Annotated in this window: 10 protein-coding genes; 3 read left to right on the forward strand and 7 right to left on the reverse strand. The window is 65.3% G+C overall.

Annotated elements, in window-relative coordinates:
- Both KAY22_RS02650 and KAY22_RS02655 read right to left on the reverse strand, forming a co-directional pair.
- Positions 1–1,455, reverse strand: a 1,455-nt coding sequence (locus KAY22_RS02650) for a type I secretion system permease/ATPase (protein WP_296619662.1), incomplete at its 3' end; no start/stop codon positions are given.
- A gap of 88 nt (positions 1,456–1,543) precedes the next feature.
- Entirely contained in the window at positions 1,544–3,133 is a 1,590-nt protein-coding gene (locus tag KAY22_RS02655) for a TolC family outer membrane protein (RefSeq protein ID WP_296619665.1), read from the reverse strand.
- A 324-nt stretch (positions 3,134–3,457) separates the two neighbouring features.
- Here KAY22_RS02655 and KAY22_RS02660 point away from each other — a divergent pair, with 324 nt between their 5' ends.
- The 3 genes from KAY22_RS02660 to KAY22_RS02670 all read left to right on the forward strand — a co-directional run bounded on the left by KAY22_RS02660 (position 3,458) and on the right by KAY22_RS02670 (position 11,354).
- The gene (locus tag KAY22_RS02660) at positions 3,458–7,699 is read left to right on the forward strand and encodes a glycosyltransferase (RefSeq protein WP_296619666.1); all 4,242 of its coding nucleotides are present in this window, start codon (positions 3,458–3,460) and stop codon (positions 7,697–7,699) included.
- Between the two features lie 18 nt (positions 7,700–7,717).
- Complete coding sequence (locus KAY22_RS02665) at positions 7,718–10,252, forward strand: methyltransferase domain-containing protein (RefSeq protein ID WP_296619668.1); 2,535 nt, start codon at positions 7,718–7,720, stop codon at positions 10,250–10,252.
- 121 nt (positions 10,253–10,373) lie between these two features.
- Positions 10,374–11,354 carry a class I SAM-dependent methyltransferase gene (locus KAY22_RS02670; protein ID WP_296619671.1) on the forward strand — a complete coding sequence of 327 codons (981 nt, stop codon included), beginning with the start codon at positions 10,374–10,376 and terminating at the stop codon, positions 11,352–11,354.
- Between the two features lie 13 nt (positions 11,355–11,367).
- On the opposite strand, the gene KAY22_RS02675 is transcribed toward KAY22_RS02670, so the two are convergent.
- Genes KAY22_RS02675 through KAY22_RS02695 form a run of 5 tightly spaced genes read right to left on the reverse strand, consistent with a single transcriptional unit; the run spans position 11,368 to position 16,626 of the window.
- Positions 11,368–12,468: a class I SAM-dependent methyltransferase gene (locus KAY22_RS02675; protein WP_296619673.1), complete on the reverse strand. Its 1,101-nt coding sequence runs from the start codon at positions 12,466–12,468 to the stop codon at positions 11,368–11,370.
- Positions 12,443–13,318 (reverse strand): hypothetical protein, encoded by an 876-nt coding sequence (locus KAY22_RS02680; protein ID WP_296619676.1) that lies wholly within the window; start codon positions 13,316–13,318, stop codon positions 12,443–12,445. The genes KAY22_RS02675 and KAY22_RS02680 overlap by 26 nt, the downstream gene beginning before the upstream one ends.
- Before the next feature lie 52 nt (positions 13,319–13,370).
- Positions 13,371–14,537, reverse strand: coding sequence for a lipopolysaccharide biosynthesis protein (locus KAY22_RS02685; RefSeq protein ID WP_296619678.1), 1,167 nt, complete (start codon positions 14,535–14,537; stop codon positions 13,371–13,373).
- A gap of 29 nt (positions 14,538–14,566) precedes the next feature.
- Positions 14,567–15,361 (reverse strand): ABC transporter permease, encoded by a 795-nt coding sequence (locus KAY22_RS02690; protein ID WP_296619681.1) that lies wholly within the window; start codon positions 15,359–15,361, stop codon positions 14,567–14,569.
- On the reverse strand, positions 15,358–16,626 hold the full coding sequence (locus KAY22_RS02695) for a glycosyltransferase family 1 protein (protein WP_296619683.1): 1,269 nt from the start codon (positions 16,624–16,626) through the stop codon (positions 15,358–15,360). The genes KAY22_RS02690 and KAY22_RS02695 overlap by 4 nt, the downstream gene beginning before the upstream one ends.
- Positions 16,627–16,631: the final 5 nt, after the last annotated feature.

Here is a 16,631-nt window from a genome sequence, read left to right on the forward strand (position 1 = left end):
GCCATAGAGCGTGCGGGCGAGGCCCACACGTTGCCGCTGGCCGGCCGACAGGACCGATCCCGCCTCGCCCAGTTCGGTGTCATAGCCCTTGGGCAGGCGCAGGATCAGCTCGTGGGCTCCGGCCAGTTGCGCGGCGGCCACGATGTCGGCATCCTGCGCGTTCGGCAGGAAGCGGCAGATATTGTTGCGCACGGTGCCCGCGAACAATTCGGTGTCCTGCGGCTGATAGGCGACATGCCGGCCGAAATCGCCGCGCTCCCAACTATAGACGTCGGCGCCGTCGAGGCGGACCGTGCCGGTACCCGGCTTCCAGATGCCCACCATCAGTCGCAGCAGGGTGGACTTGCCGGCACCCGACGGGCCGATCACGCCGACCATCTCGCCCGGCACGATGATGAAGCTCGCGCCCATCAGGATCGGTGCGGGCGACGCCTTGGTGGTGAAGCTTACCCCCTCGAAGGCGATGCGTCCGGTCGGGGCTGGCAACTGGGTCGACGGGACGGGCGGCTCGAATTCGGCCAGGACCTTGTCGAGGCGGGCATAGGATTGCGACGCCTCGAACAGCATCTTCCACGAGGCGACCAGACGTTCGATCGGCGCCAGAGCGCGCGAGGCGAGCAGCATGTTGGCGAACAGCAGGCCCGAGGCGATGTTGCCGATGATGACCAGATAGGCACCGACCGCGATCGTCGCGACTTGGATGCCCATGCGGACGAAGCGGATCGCGGCCTGATAGAAGCTGCCCTGGTCGCTGGCGACGATGTTCATCCGCTGCGAAATCTGGCGATAGGTGAACCACGCACTTCCGAGCATCGGCAGCATGCCCAGCGCGCGGACGATCTCCGAATTGCGGAGCGCCGCGTCGGTGAAGGAATAGCTCTTGATCGCGGCGCTGCTCGCTTCCTTGAGCGCGGCGTGGGTCGCCCGATCCTGGAGGATGGCGAGGAGGAGCAGGAGCAGCCCGCCGATCGTGGTCACCGCACCGATCCAGGGATCGATGACGAACAGGACGCCCAGGAAGATCGGCATCCAGGGCAGGTCGAACAGGACGCTGACAGCGGCTCCGCTGATCGCGGCGCGCAGCGTGTCGAGATCGCGCAGCGCCTGGGCATGCGATCCGCCGACGCGGCGGACGACCAGATCGAACAGCGCGGCAAAGGTCGGGCTCGCCAGTTCGCGATCGAAGGCGATGCCGAAGTTGGACAGGGTCTGCGTGCGATAATGGTCGAGGATGCTCGAGACCAGGAACACCGCCAGAGCGCCGAAGGTGAGCACCAGCAGAGTCGATCCGCTGTGGCTGGCGAGGACGCGCGAGTATATCTGGTTGGTGTAGATCGGCAGTGCGAGGAATAACAGGTTGCTGAACAGGCTGAACAGCGCGGCCGCCGCAAAGGCCTTCTTGCCCTTGGCCAGCGCGTCGTTGATCATGTTCTTCTGAAACAGGGCGGAAATCATCGCGCAGTCATTCCCGGTTGCGGCGTCCGCCGATCATCGCTTGCTGGCCGGCCTGATATCATCGCGGCCGCCGGACGGCTAAATTTTTTCATTGGGGGTCCGACGGGCGGGGCGGCGGATTGCCATAATCGCCGAGCAGCGCCGGAATCTCCTCGGCCGAGATCAGCCGGCTCTTGCTGATCGGGGTCAGCGGTTCGCTGACGACGCTCGCAGGGGGCGTCGCCGGAAGGTCGGGCTGACCGGTCGGCTTGGGCTGATTGGCGCCGCGCAGATCGGGCTTCGGTTTCGCAGTGGGACTGGCCGATCCGATCCGGTCGAGGAGCATCACGGCGGGCTCGGTCGGGGAAACGCCGCGCCAGCGCACCTTGCGGAACTCTTCGTCGGGATCTTTGGCCGGAATGGCCGAGTTGACCGTGCGCGCGTCGAGCCGGCCCATGGCGAGCAGCAGCGACGCGCGTGCGACATATTCGTTGTAGCGGTTGGACAGCAGCCCCAGTTGCGCCGAAGCGAGTTCCTGTTCGGCGTTCAGCACATCGGTCGTCGTGCGCAGGCCGTTCTGCTCCTCCAGCCGCATGCCGGCGAAGGTCACCTGCGCTGCCTCCACCTGCCGGCGCCCGGCGGTGACGGCGATGCGGGCCGAGCGCAGCTGGTTCCACGCGATCACGACGTCCTGCAGCGCCTGGCGCCGTTCGCCGTCGAGCGCGGCCTGGGCGGCGCCATTCTGGTCCTGTGCCTGGCGGATGCGGGACTGGATCGCGCCCGCCTGGAAGATCGGCTGGGTGATCGTGATCTGTGCCTGAACGTCGGTGCGCAGCTGGCGGCTGTCATAGGGCGAGAGCGGCCCGAGCTTGCCGGCCGAGGCGGAGATGGTCGCCTGCGGTCGCTGATTGCCGCGCTGGGCAGCGACATTAGCGCGCGTCGCCTGCTCATTATAGCGGGCAGCAGCGAGGTTGGCGTTTTCCTCTTCGGCGACGGCGAAGGCCTGATCGACGCTTTCGGGCAGGCCGCCCAGCTCCGGCAGCGGCTGTAGCTCGCGCGGTTCATGACCGACGACGAGCAGATATTGCCCGCGGCTGACCGCCAGTTGCGTCTCGGCTGCCGCCAGCTGAAGCTCGCCTGCGGCCAGCCGTGCGTCCGCCTGGGCGACGTCGGTGATGGTCGCGTCGCGCACATTGCGCCGCGCCCGCCGTTCGGCCAGCTGCTCGCGCAGCGCCGCGACATTTTCCTTCGCGACCTCGAGCCTCTGCTCGTCGCGCAGCACGGCGCCATAGACTTCGATCACGCGCTGGACGGTCTCGCCCTCGACGCGGCGCAATATCTCCTGGCTCTGTTCGACATTGGCGCGCGCCTGGGCGAGCGCGCCGCGTACCCGTCCGCCGGTATAGACCGGCTGGCGGACGCTGACGCTCAGTTCCCCCTGATTGCCGTCGTTCGTCCGGCTGCCGAATTTCGGGCCCAGCTTCTGATATTCATAGGTCCCGGTCGCGGTTACCGAAACGGTCGGGCCATATTGGCCGCGCGTCTGGACGTAGCTCTCGTTGGTCGCCTTCTGGCGAAAGCGTTGTTCGACCAGCGTCGGGTTGGTCGCATAAGCGGATTCGACCGCATCCATCAGCGTTTCTGCGAGGATGGGCGAGGAGCAGGTCGCCAGGGAAAGGCCGAGAAGCGACCCGGCCATCAGGCGCGTCCGACCAGCCGCTGGCGGAAATCGACGGGTGCTGCGCTGTCTTATGAGGATCATCCAGTTCGCCGTCATTACGTCGACGGCTCCTTCCAGGCCCGCCGCTCGTGCCGGGCCGCCCCCATAGCCGCCTGTGCGCGGGAGTCAATCATGGCCGCCGCCTTGCTGCAGCCTTAACGACTTGCGTTTGAATACAGCTTCTTCCTAAGAGGCAGGACCGGCGCGGCCGGCGCAACCGCCCCGCGGCACCTTCGATCAAGAGTTTCCCGCCATGCGCGTTCCTCCTTTCGTCCCTTTCGTCATCATGACAGCGCGTCGGGGATGATGGCGGGCTATTGGCAACGCCGGGCGATCCGGCGGGCTTTCCGGAAGGCGACTGCCGCGCGCGATGCGCGCGACTGGCGCGCGGCGGCAATGCAGTATCGTCGCTTTCTGGCGGCCCGCCCCGACGATTTCGCGATCTGGGTCCAGCTTGGCCATATGCTCGCCGAAGCGGGCGACCATGGCGAGGCCGACGCTGCTTATCGCCGTGCCTTCGCGCTCGATCCCGACGATGCCGATCTGGCCCTGTGTCGCGGGCATCTCGAACGGCGTCGCGGCGATCTCGATGCTGCGCTCCAATTCTATCGGCATAGTTTCGAGCTCGACGGAAACGAACATGCCGCCCGCGCGCTGGACGAGCTCGCCCCGCCGCCCTTCGAGGAGCCGGTCGTCGAGGAGGCTGAGCCGCCGGTCGAGGTTGAGCCCGAGAAGGTGCCTGAACCGGAGCCCGAACCAGGACCGGTCGAGCCGGCGCCGGCATGGGGCGGCCGGATCGAGGGCTGGTATCTGCGCGGCGTTTCGGGCGTGCTGTTCGATCCCGAAGCTGAGCAGGCCGCTCCCGAGACATGGGTCGAATTTCGCGAGGGCGACCGACTGGTCGGGCAGGCGACTCCCGCCCGGCGTGACGACGGGATGCTCGAGTTCCGCACCGTCCTCGACGTCGAACTGGGCGAGAATGGCGAGGGCGCCGAGGTCGTGGCGCGGCGGATGCCCGATGGCGCGCCGCTGGAGCCGGGGCCGATCATCCTCTTTCCGCCCTCGCGTCACCCCGAGGATCATGCGGTCGCCTGGTCGCTGCCTTCGGCTATGGTCAAACCCTTTGTCGGGGATGCGCGCGGCGACGTGGCCCTGTTCGTCACCCATTCGCGCAGCGGCAAGGTCAAGCCGCATGTCCTGCCCTATATAAGAGAGCTGAAGGCGGCAGGGCTGTCGGTTCTGCTGATCGCCTCGGTCGATCGGCCATTCGATCCGTCGGTGGACCTGCTGGATCTGGTCGACGGCATGCTGGTCCGTCGCAACGGCGGTTACGACTTCGCCGCCTGGGCGCATGCGCTCAAGCTCGACCCCCGTCTCTATGGCGCCTCGACGCTCTATCTCGTCAACGACAGCGTGCTTCCGGCGACCGATCCCGCTCGCATCGCGGCGCTGATCGATCAGATCCGCGCGCGCGACGCCGATCTGGTCGGGCTGACCGAAAGCCACGAATGGCGCTGGCATGTGCAGAGCTATTTCCTGGCAGTGAAGAGCCGGCTCTTGTCCTCGCGCGCTTTTCACGGCTTCATGGACGATGTCCGCCTGCTGACCCGCAAGGACCATGTCATCCGCGCCTATGAGGTCCGTCTGGCCGAACTGGCGGAGGAGAGCGGGCACAAGGTCGACATCCTCTATCCCAGCGCGACGGCGATCAATCCAACTCTGTTCGGCTGGCGGGCGCTGGTCGAGGCGGGGATGCCGCTGGTCAAGCTGCTGCTGTTGCGCGGCGAGTTCAAGACGGTCGATATCGAGGGTTGGCAGGCGCTTCTTGCCGCGCACGGCTTCGACGCCGCGTTGGCGGAAGCTGTCGTCACGGCTGCCGCGGAGGAGGGGCCGGTCGACGATGGCGGACGGTTGCTGGCGCGCCGCCTGCCCGAGCAGGCAGCAGCCGACGATCGGCTCAAGGTCGCCTTTTTCGGTCCCTGGAACTACGACAATGGCCTGGGCTCGGCGAGCCGGGGCATCATCGGCGCGCTGCGCGAGACGGGCGTGCGGCTGAACCTGCACCCGATCCACAAGCCGTTTCACGTCCACCAGCCGCTGACTCCGCCGGTCGACATCGTCGATTTTGCGGGGCCTGCCGATGTGGCCGTCGTCCATCTCAATCCCGACAGCTGGCACCTGCTGACCGACGATCAGCTGGCGGCGATAGGCGCGGCACGGCACCGGGTCGGCTACTGGGTGTGGGAAATGGGTCATATCCCGGCCGCCTGGCGCCGCAATTTCGGCGCCGTGGACCGCATCTGGGCACCGAGCCATTACTGCGCCGAAGTTTTTGCGGCCGGTGGCGACGTGCCGGTCGATGTTGTTCCGCATGTCGTTCCGCTCGCCGAGCCTATGACGATCGATCGCGCGGCCAGCCGCGAAAGGCTGGGCCTGGCCGGTGACCACCGGACGATCCTCTACATCTTCGATGGGTCGAGCTATCTCGTCCGCAAGAATCCGGCGGCGCTGGTGCGCGCCTTCGCAGCTTCCGGTCTTGCGGCGCGCGGCTGGTCGCTCGTGCTGAAGACCAAGCATCTGCTCGATCGGCCCGAGGAAGGGGCGGCGCTGCAGGCGCTGGTCGAGGCGACCGAGGGCGTCGTGCTGATGGACCGCTCGATGACGGCCGACGAACTGGCGGATCTGCTCGCGACGGCAGACATCTATGCCTCGCCGCATTGTTCGGAAGGGTTCGGCCTCACCGTTGCCGAGGCGATGGCGATGGGCAAGCCGGTCGTCGCGACCGATTTCGGCGGGACCCGCGACTTTCTCGATCCGGAGAGCGGCTGGCCGGTGCGTGCGCATCCGTGGACGCTCGATCAGGATTTCGGTCACTATACCAGCGGCGGCAGCTGGGCTCGGGTCGACGAGCCCGCGTTGTCGCATGCGCTGGCGCTGGCGGCCGACGCGGTCGAGGCCGGAGATGCCGCCAGGAGCGAGGCAGCCCGCGCGCGGGTCGCCGAAAGACTGTCGCAGGCAGCGGTTTCCCAACGGATCCGGGAGAGCTTCGATCATCTCCGGACGGCAGGCGAGCCGCGCGGCCTGACTTTCGCCGTGAACGAACGCGCGGGCATGCCGGTCGAGCATGTCCTGTTCGGCGAGGGGCTCCGCATGGTGCTGCTGGCCCCCGATGGCGCGCTGGAGAGCCTGACGACCCCCGAGGTGCCGGAAGATTACGATGGCTGGGTTGTGCTGGCCCCGCGCGGTAGCCGGCTTGCGCCGATGTTCGAGCGTGCCTGGCGCGACGCACGGCAGGCCCGACCCGACGCGGGCATATTCTATGGAGACGATGTCGCCGTAGAGGCGGCTCGTCCGATCGACCAGCTCCGTCTGAAGCCCTGTTTCGACCCGACGTTGCTGGTCGCGCAGGATTATATCGGCGCGCCGCTGATCGTGAAGGCGGCGGTGCTGCGCGACATTGGTCTCGACCCGGCGATGGGCAGCGCCGCTCTGGATCACCTGCTGTTTCGCGCGCACCAAGCGGGCGTGCCGATCGCCCGGATCGCGCAAGTGCTGCTCTGCCATCCGGGCGAGCGGCCGCAGGCCGACCCGGTGACACGTCGCCGCATGCTGGAAAGCCTGCCGCCCTATCGCGACCAGATCTTCGTTGAAGGTCGGTCGCCGGGAACGCTGCTGCAGCGGCGCCGCTTCGGCAAGGCTTTCCCCGACGTGTCGCTCGTGATCCCGACGCGGCGGAGCCGGATACCCGAAAGCCGCATCACTTATGTCGAGCGCCTGTTGAAGGCCGTCGCGAAGGTCGACTGGCCGATGGACCGGCTGACCGTGATCGTCGGCGACGATGTCGCGGGCGAGCCGGCCTGGGCGAAGCGCGACTGGCCCTTCACCCTGCGCCGGATCGAGACGCTGCGTGGCGCGGACGAGCCGTTCAATTACGCCGCGAAGATGAACCAGTTGTGGCGCGCGGCGACCAGCGAGCAGATCGTGCTGATGAACGACGATCTGCTGCCGGTCGATGGCGGCTGGCTGCGCGCATTGATCGGCTTCTCTCTCGACGAAGGAATTGGAGGCGTCGGCGGACGCCTCCTCTACGCCGACGGGCGCCTGCAACATGCAGGGATCGCCCCGCTGTTCGGCGCGATTGCCCATCCCTGGGCGGGCCGGTCGACCGATCGCGCCACCTATCAGGACTGGGCGTCGGTGCAGCGCCAATGGTCGGCGGTGACGGGCGCGCTGTTCGCGACTCGCCGCGCGGTTCTCGAACGGATCGGCGGCTTCGACGAGCAGTTCACGCTCGAATATAACGACATCGACATGTGCCTGCGGATGCGGGCACTGGGCCTGCGGATCGTCTGCACGCCGGACGCCGAGATGGTCCACGCCGAAAAGGCCTCGCGCGGCGAGATGCCGGCGGGTGGCGACCAATATGCCGCCTTCATGCTGCGCTGGAAGGCGTGGCTGGCGCAGGATCCCTCCTGGCATCCCGCGCTGCGCTGGGACAGTTTCGAGGTTATGCCGGTCGACGACCGCGAGGCATGGTACCGATGACCGAACCGATGCGCGTTGATGGCTGAGCCGATCGTCAGCGAAGACGGCGGAGCCTCCGCTCTGCCGCCCCGGTTCGATCCGGCCTTCTATCTGGCGACGAACCCCGGTCTCGATGTAACGCCGTCCGAGGCCGAGGCGCATTATCATCGCGAGGGGCGGGCACGGGGTCTCGTCGCTTCGCCGCTCGCGCTGCGCGAAAATCTTGTGGCGATGATCGCCGATGGGCGGTCGGTGCTGGAGATCGGCCCCTTCTGCAATCCGCTGCTGAAAGGGGCATCGATCGCCTATCTCGACGTGCTCGACGCCGGGCAGCTTCGTGCGCGGGCGCAGGCCATCGGCCTCGATCCCGCCGGTTGCCCTGATCATGTCGACTATGTCGGCGGGCTGGAGCAGGTCCGGCGACGTTTCGACGCGGTGATCAGCAGCCATGCGATCGAGCATCAGCCCGACCTCGTTCACCATCTCCAGCAGATCGAGCGGATCCTGGAGCCTGACGGGCTGTTCTGCCTGATCATTCCCGACAAGCGCTATTGCCTCGACCATTTCCTGGCAGAAAGCACGATCGCACAGGTGCTGCAGGCGCATCGCGAGCAGCGCAGGACGCACAGCCTCGCCAGCATCGTCGAGCATGTCGCGCTGACCACGCACAATGACAGCCATCGCCATTGGCAGGGGGATCATGGCGACGCGGTGCCGACCGATCGTGCGGCGCGGCTGCGAAAGGCGATGCACGATCATGACTTTGCCCTGGGCCGCTACGTCGACGTTCATGCCTGGTATTTCACGCCCGACCGCTTCGCCGAGATCGTCGAGGCGCTCGAGGCGCTTGGCCTGATCGGTCTGGAGCTTGCCGGGGTCTACGATACCGCGCACGGGCGCAACGAATTCTGCGCGGTGCTTCGCCTGTCAGCGGAGGCACGGCGGATTGCGGCAGCGGCAGTGCGCGGACCCGAGATCACGCTCGTCCAGTTTGCGGGCAAGGCGGAAGATGCCGCCGCCCGCCTCGCGACCGCGCCCAACATTCAGGCTTATGCGCGTCGGCACGGCTATCGTTACGCGCTGGCGCAGGCCGATGCCGGCTCACTGAGCGGGGCTGGCTGGGCCGTGCTGTTCGGGCCGCATCATTTCGTCGGGGACCTCGATTTCGATCTTGCGCACTATGTGCGTGGGCGAGACGGGCGGCTGGCCGTCCTTCCGTCGGAGGGCGACCTGGCGCTCGGGGCCTGGGGCATGGCACCGTGGTTGCTCAACCTGGGCCACGCCGGGGCGCGACGGCTGGTTCAGACCGTGGAAGCGGCACATGACAGCGGGCCGGCCGACCCTTCCGCCGTGTTGGTTCGGCTGAGCGAGGGCGATGCGCTTTCGGTCGACCGGGATCCGCAACTGGGTGGGCGGCACGCCGCCTTTCTTCGTGTTGCCTCTGCCGAGCCCACGTCATCGGCGGGGCTCGAAGCGCTGGCCATTGCCGTCAAGGCGTCGCTCGCGTCGGCGGATGAGACGATCATGCCGGTGCGATCGACTGCAGGAGGAGATCGCTGGTCGGCGCGCTATGCTCATCCGCACGGCCTCGCGCCGCCCCTGATCGAAGCGCCCATCCCCGTTCCGGATGTCTCGGCTGCTGCGCGGCTGCGGACGATGTGGGAAGCTGCGGGCGGGGCAGGCGAAGCCGAGCTCCCGGATCGTTTACGTCCAGTCGCCGCGATGCTGGCAACGGCCGAAGACGAACGCCTGGCCGAGGATCTGGCGGCGCTGGGCCGGTCGTCGGCGGCGCAGGGGTTGCTCGGCGGCGACCGCCAGCATGCGCGCGCAGCCGATCCGGCCTTCGCCGCCAAGCTTTCGCGCTGGACCTATGACAAGCTCGTTTCGCTGGCGGAGGCGGTCGGTTGCCTGCGCCTGGAAAATCCGGAAGGCGGCCCTTGGGGTGACAATGGCCGGCGCGATCCGGCCGAGCTTTTCGCCGCGATCGAATCGGCGTTGGGCGCGGACCTTTCGCCGCCGTCGTCGATCGGCGCCTATCTCGGCATCGGTGTCGGGAGGGGGCGGGTGATCCATATGCGGATGCTCGACGCCATCCATGCCGCCTGGCGCATGGGGCAACTCGCCACCCAGCTGGAGGATCCCGGGGCGCCAGACGGCGCGGTTCATGTCGGCGAGGTCGGCGCCGGGATCGGTCTTGCGGCTTATTATGCGCGACGCCTCGGCCAGCCGCGCTGGACGCTGTTCGACGAAGCCACGCCAGCGCTGCTTCAGCGGCATGTGGCGGGGGAGGCCGTTGCTGCGATGCCGGTATCGCAACTGGCGCAGGCCAAGATCGACCTGCTTCTGAATTGCGATTCATTGCCCGAACTGCCTCGGGAATCGTCTCTCGCAATCCTGCGGTCGGCCTATGCCGCCGGTGTCGGCCTTATCGTAAGCATCAACCAGGAGGCGCCATTGCCCGGCGTTGTTCCCGTTTCAACGCTGGTCGCACAGGCCGGGGGCTATGCGCTTGCGAGCCGCCATCGCCACTGGCTGCGGAGCGGTCACGTAGAGGAAGTGTTCAGGCGCTCTTGAGTCGACTGCGGTCGACATTGGTCCGTTTTGGACCAGATAACCGTTTCATTTGACGGCACAACGCTGGGCGGCTGTCGTAAAGCGCCGCAAAGCTTCTGCGGACCCTATGAGAGGAGTGATCATGGCCGTGACGCGTGAGCAGGTTGTCGACGCCTATCGGCTGATTCTCGGCCGCGAGCCGGAGAGCGAGGCGGTGATCGAGAGCTTTCTGCACGTCACGGACTGGCGACAACTCCGCGAGATATTTCTGGGCAGCCAGGAGTTCGCTCAGACGGTAGGAGCAGGCTATTCCCACGCGCTCCCGGTGGGCCGCTATCTCGACGTTCGCGGGGTCGAGGTCGACCTGCGCTGCTCGGACGCGCAGCTTCAGCAAATGTTCGATCGCATCGGTGCCGAATGGAAGAAATTCGGGGAAACCGAACCGCACTGGTCGGTCCTCGTCAGCGACGATTTCCGACAGGAGAATCTCGCCGCGAACATCGATCGATTTTATGCCAGCGGAAAGCCCGACATCGACATCCACCTCAATTTCCTGCGGCGCAGCGCTTTGCCGATGTCCTTCCGACGCGCGATGGATTTCGGTTGCGGCGTCGGCCGGCTCACGCTTGCGCTGGCCGAGCATGTCGAGGAGGTCGTGGGTGTCGACATCTCGCCCCCGCATCTCGCCCTTGCCCGTGAACGCGCCGACGCCGTGGGTGCAGGAAATGTGACGTTCGAGGTGATCGAATCTGTCGCCGATCTCGGTCGTTTCGGAGCCTTCGATCTGATCATCAGCAGGATCGTCCTCCAGCACAACCCGCCGCCGGTCATCGCCGCCATCTATCGCAGGCTGCTCGATGCTCTTGCGCCGGGTGGCTCCGCCATCGTGCAGATGCCGACCTATATCGCCGGGCAGAGCTTCGCAGCCGACAGCTATCTGACGAGCGATCAACCATCGATGGAGATGAACGCGCTACCCCAGGCGGACATCTTTCGCATCATCGACAGCGCCGGTTGCGTACCGGTTGAAATCCGGGAAGATGGAGCGGCCGGCGGTGGCGCGATCAGCCATACGATTGCGGTAAGAAAGCGCGAAGGCCACCAGAGCAGCGTGCGCGCTTAACGATCGGGCACGCTTACGCGGTCTGACGAAATTCGTAGATCTGTGCCCAATGCGAATTCGGGTCGCTGTAGTGGGTACAGGCGAAACCGCTGCGCGCGAAAAGGGCGAGCAGGAAATCTCGCTGGAAGCCCAGTTCAAGCCATCCCCGAATCCGCATCACTGCTACGTTTTCCCAATCCAGCCTGAACCCCCACAGATATGGCAGGTCGGGGCAAAGCTGTTCGAAGATCGGCTCACCGGCCAATATCACCTTGCCCGGGTCTGCCAGCAGCGAAGGCAATTGCGGGATCAGGCTATTGAATTCGATGCAGTGATGAAAACTCTCGTAGAAGAAGATCAGCGAATAGGCACTGTTCACGCCTGACGGGTTGAAACCGAACTGGCCCAGATGGGGGTTGAGATCTGCGGAATATCGTTCCGCTGCCGTCGCTACGGCCTTACAGAAATGCGGATTGACATCGACGGTGTCGACACGCGCGCCAAGCCGGGCCAGCGCGAGCGCGGTCTGGCCGAAGCCGGCGCCATATTCGAGCACCCGATCCCCCGGGCGTATATCGCTGCGCATGATGATGTGGCCCATCGCCATCATCTGCGCACCTGCAAAATGACTGTCACCCGACGCGTAGAAGGCCGGTTTGTAGATGGCGTCCAGATCGGCGATTTCGGGCGTGTCTTCGTTCAGAAGTGGATCATAGCCCTTGCGCGCGGTGATCGCTTCCCAAAGCCGGAGCATCTGCTGGTAGTAATCGGAGCCGAGGGGGTCGAGACCCGTTTCGAACCATTCGGGCAGGATCAGCGAGCGTCCGCGCCAGCGTTCTCCATCACCGCGCTGGAAGTCGGCGGCGACCTCATCGAGATCCTCGATGTGAAAGCCGCGGCCATCATGGCGGAACGCGTCGACCCGCGCTTTGCACTCGTCGGATCGAACAAGGGCGGTTAGCAGCCCGATATTCTCCTCGAAGCAGCGATGATGCTCGATGACATCATCATTTTCGGGGGCGCGTGCCAGCACCGCCCGGTATCCGGCGATCACGTCATCGCGGGTAACATGACCATGGTCTGGCTGCATCAGCGGAGGGCCGGGCTCGTCACTGGCTGCGGACGCGGCTCGCATATTCCTCGCTGTCGAGAAGATATTTGACAACTTCGGGAATGCCATCGGCCATACCTTTTGCATTTATCAGGTCGGCATAGCCGGAGCTGCCAGCATCCGCCGGGCGGTTGAGTATTATCCGGTAGAGCGAATCCACCACGTCCGTTTCGCCTTTGGTCTCGTTCAGAACAGTCGCAACAGCGATGGCGATCTTCGCGGTGCGACTGTCGATATTTCCATCCAGAGAATTTAGCAGTTGGCGAATGAAACGACCCTCATGATGATTGAAAAGCTGCGGTTCAACGAAGAGTACGTTTTCCCGAAGCTCGATATTCCGATCGAGTGATTCATAGAGCATCGTCTGGTCGTTCACGCCGTCCCATACCGACTGCACACGGCCGAGTTCGTCGTCGGAGACACTCATGAACCGACGCTTCCATTCCTTCACGAGCGCGATGCCCATGGGGTGCTCGAGATTGAAGAAGAGGACGCCGGAGTTGATGTGCCAAGCAATGGTTTCGCCGGGAATTGTTGCCATGATCGCAGAATATTGTGCCTTGTCTGCGAGATAGGCACGGAGATCGAAAGACAGGTCTTTCACATAGGCATCTGCATCCATGTACAGCGCCCAGCCTCGAAAGCCCCGATCGACCAACTCGTCGAGCATGAGGATGCGATTGAATGCGGCGTGGGCGCCGATCTGGCCGCGCTTGATGCCGATGAAGCTCTCATAGACAAAGCCGTGCCGGCGCGCATATTCGATGGCGGTTCGCGACGTCTCTCGCAGCATCCCGCTATATCGGAACGCATCCGACGTCTGGAGAATGATCAACTCCAAACCACCAATCTCCCATCTCGCCTCCGCGCTCATGGCGGGAGCTTAGCCCGAGCGGTCGCACGGGCTTCCTCAACTTTCCTGAATATTACAAGGAATGCTCGCGTACGCCGGCGGCGAGCAGCCAGCCGATGCCATAGGCGACCAGAAGCGACAGGAAGATCGTCAGCAGGATTTCCCCACGCTTGGGGAATTCGGACTTCACCGGCATGTTCGGATCGACCACGCGCACGATGTAGAGCTGCTGCTTCATCGCAGCGTCGCGCGCCTTTTCGAGATTGGCGGCGGCGACTTCGTAGCGCTTGGCGGCGAATTGCTGCCGGATCTGGAGGTCCTGATAATTGCCGAGCCGTGCGGCGATTGCCCCGCCACCAGCGGTGAGCTTGCCCGACTGGCCGGCGACCTGGGCCTCGAGTGCGCGGACGCGGGCGAGGGTCGCCACATATTGCGGGCTCGACGGGGCGATGATGCCCTTCATGGCGTTGAGCTGGGCGCGGGCGTTGGTCAGCTGGCCTTCGAGCGTGGTGACGAGGCCGATCTGCGCCTTGCCCGAGCCTTCGGGATCGAGATCCCCGCGGGCCTGGCGGAAGCTGGTCATCTTCGACTGGATCGCGAGAAGACCTTGCTCGGCCTCGGCCAGTTGCCGCCGCGCGCTCGCCAACTGGTCGGTCTGGCTGCGGCGGTTGATCTCGTTAACCCGGCCTTCACCGAGCGCCAGCAACTCGTTGATGATCGCGAAGCTGTCGGATGGACGGAAGCTGCGCACCTGCAAGGTGGTGATGCCGGTTTCCTGATTATATTTAACATTCACCTGCCGCCGGTAATAGCGCAGCAGCATTTCCGGGGTTGGCTCGGAGAACCACAGGCGCGTCGCGATATCGGCCTCCGGGCGGCGGAAGCGCTCGACGAGGTTCAGCTTGCCGTCGATCCGGTTCACGACCTGCTGCGAATCCAGATAGTCGTTGACGCTCATCGCTTCGCCACGCGACGGCGACATGCCGCCGCCCAAGCCCAGAAACTGGCTGAAGCCGCTGGTCGGCATTGGCGAGGCATCGGCGGTGCGGACGATGAAATGCGCTTCCGACTGATATTGGTCGGCCGCCACGATGTAATAATAGAGGGCCGCCAGCAGCGTCGGGACGACCACGATCGCCAGGAACCATTTGTTCCGCCGCGACCAGGCACGGAGCTTCTCCGACCAGTGCGGACGCTCGACGAGCGCGTCGGCGGAGTGCGGCTTGATGATTCCGTGCATCGATTATCCAGAAGTTGCAGGCTGAGACATTAGCGGACGTGTATGCGGTTGCGAAGCCGGCGGATGCCCAGAAGGCCGGTATAGGTGAAGAAGGCGCACCAGCCGATCGCATAACCGGGGAAGAGATGCTGGGCCGAGGCCATCTCGAACATGCCGTAGCGGACGATCTCGAAGATATTGACCAGCGGGAACCAGTCGGCCGCGCGCTGGACGGACAGCGGCAACCATTCGACCGCAAAGAAGGCGCCCGAGAGCGGCATCATGAAATAGGAGATCGGGTGCACCAGCCGCTGCAGGGTCGGGCGCTCGAAGGTTATCGCCGTCACGTTCAGGCCAAGGGCGAAGGATATCCAGATCATCAGGAAGATGCCGAGCATGGCGTAGAGCGGTCGTGCGGGAACTTCCCCCATGCCGATCAGCGTGATGAAACTGTAGAGGATGATGAAGGTCGTGACGCAGCCGGCCGCCTCGACGACGACGCGGGCGAGCGAGATGTTCAAAACCGAGACCATCCGATGGTACATCAGCGGGAGATTGCCTTCGACGATGCTTTCGGCCCGATTGAAGATGCCCCGGAAAACGATGAAGATGCAGTAGCCGACGATCGAGAAGGCCACCGGCGGCATGGCCGAGCCGAGGTGACCCGGCTGGAAGGCATGGAGCGCGCCGATTACCCCGGCGAGCAGCATGGGCTCGCCGATCATCCACAGATAGCCGATGTTGTTGCGGCCGAAACGGGTGTGCAACTCGCGCAGGACAAGGGCTCCCACGACGCTCATCTGATGTGTCAGATCGTCATAGAAGGAGGAGCGGACGGCGGTCATTTCGCCATGTCTCCGCGCGCATCGATGTCGCGAACAAGGTCAAGCACGGTGGCGATATGCGCGTCCCATGTGGGTGGTGTCCAGTCCTGCATGCGTTCCATCTGTCGCAATCGGGCAGGGGAGCCGTCCCGCGCGTAGGCGGTTATCGCGGCAAGCCAGCCGGGCCCGTCGAGCGGGTCGATGAAGTCCGGAACCATCCCACCGGCTTCGCGCAACGCCGGCAGGTCGCTGCACAGCACGGGGGTGCCGCTGAGCAGCGCTTCGGTCACCGGCATGCCGAACCCTTCGGCAAAGGAAGGGCAGAGCAACGCTCGAGCATTGCGCAGCAGCGTACCCACGGCGCGGTCCGGCAGGCCGGGCAACTCGTGGACATGGCCCCGGATGCTGTCGCACCGCTCCAGCATGTCGACGACATTCTCATTCTCCCAGCCGCGCCGTCCGACGATCGCGAGGTGCGGCGTGGCGTCCGGACCGAGCGTTTCGATCATCCGTCGCCAGAGATTGAGAAGCAGCAGGTGGTTCTTTCGCGGTTCGATCGTGCTGAGCACCACGAAATAGGGCGGCCTGAGCCCTGCAGGCAGTCCGGCGTCCGAGGGCAGCGGGTCGCAACCGAGATGGGCGACGCGGATGGTCGGCGTCCTTTCGCCGAGAAAGGCGGTGACGGAGTTGGCGGTGGCCTGGCTGTTTGCGATGAGCCCGTCCGCCAAGGCGCCCAGCGTCCCGATTCGTCGGCGATGGATCGCAGCGCCGTTCGGGCGGGCATATTCGGGATATTCGATGGGGATCAGATCGTGCACGAGGCACAAAAAGCGGGCTCCCTCGCTGCGCAGCTTCGCCTCGACGCGATCGGGCCGATCCAGATGATGGGGGGAGGCCTGCAGATAATAGCGGCGTGCGCCGGCCGCTGGCCGCGGGACTGCGCGTGGCCGCAGCCGGGCGAGCGTCCGTGCGGCGGCTATGGTCAACTCGCGACGCGAGGGAGTCCGGGCGCTGGCCCAGCGTTCCTCGGTCTGGTCGAGGAAGCGCAAGACCCCCTCCTGCGGCAGCCGGCCGTAAGCGCCGAGCGGGCCGATGGCAGCGAAGTGAAGCCTGTTGGGTGCCTTCTCCAGAAGTTGCCGGGCATAGACCAGTTCGACCCGATCGATCCCGGTTGGCATTGCGTGCAGCATGCGCGAGAGCAGACGGGAAATGTCGAGAATGATCTCGATCCCGTCGGGCAGCACCTGTGGCCCCGATGCCAAAGCGGGCCTCTCGCGCGTCGTCATGCCAG

This window comes from Rhizorhabdus sp., from assembly GCF_018006725.1.
Taxonomy (GTDB): domain Bacteria; phylum Pseudomonadota; class Alphaproteobacteria; order Sphingomonadales; family Sphingomonadaceae; genus Rhizorhabdus.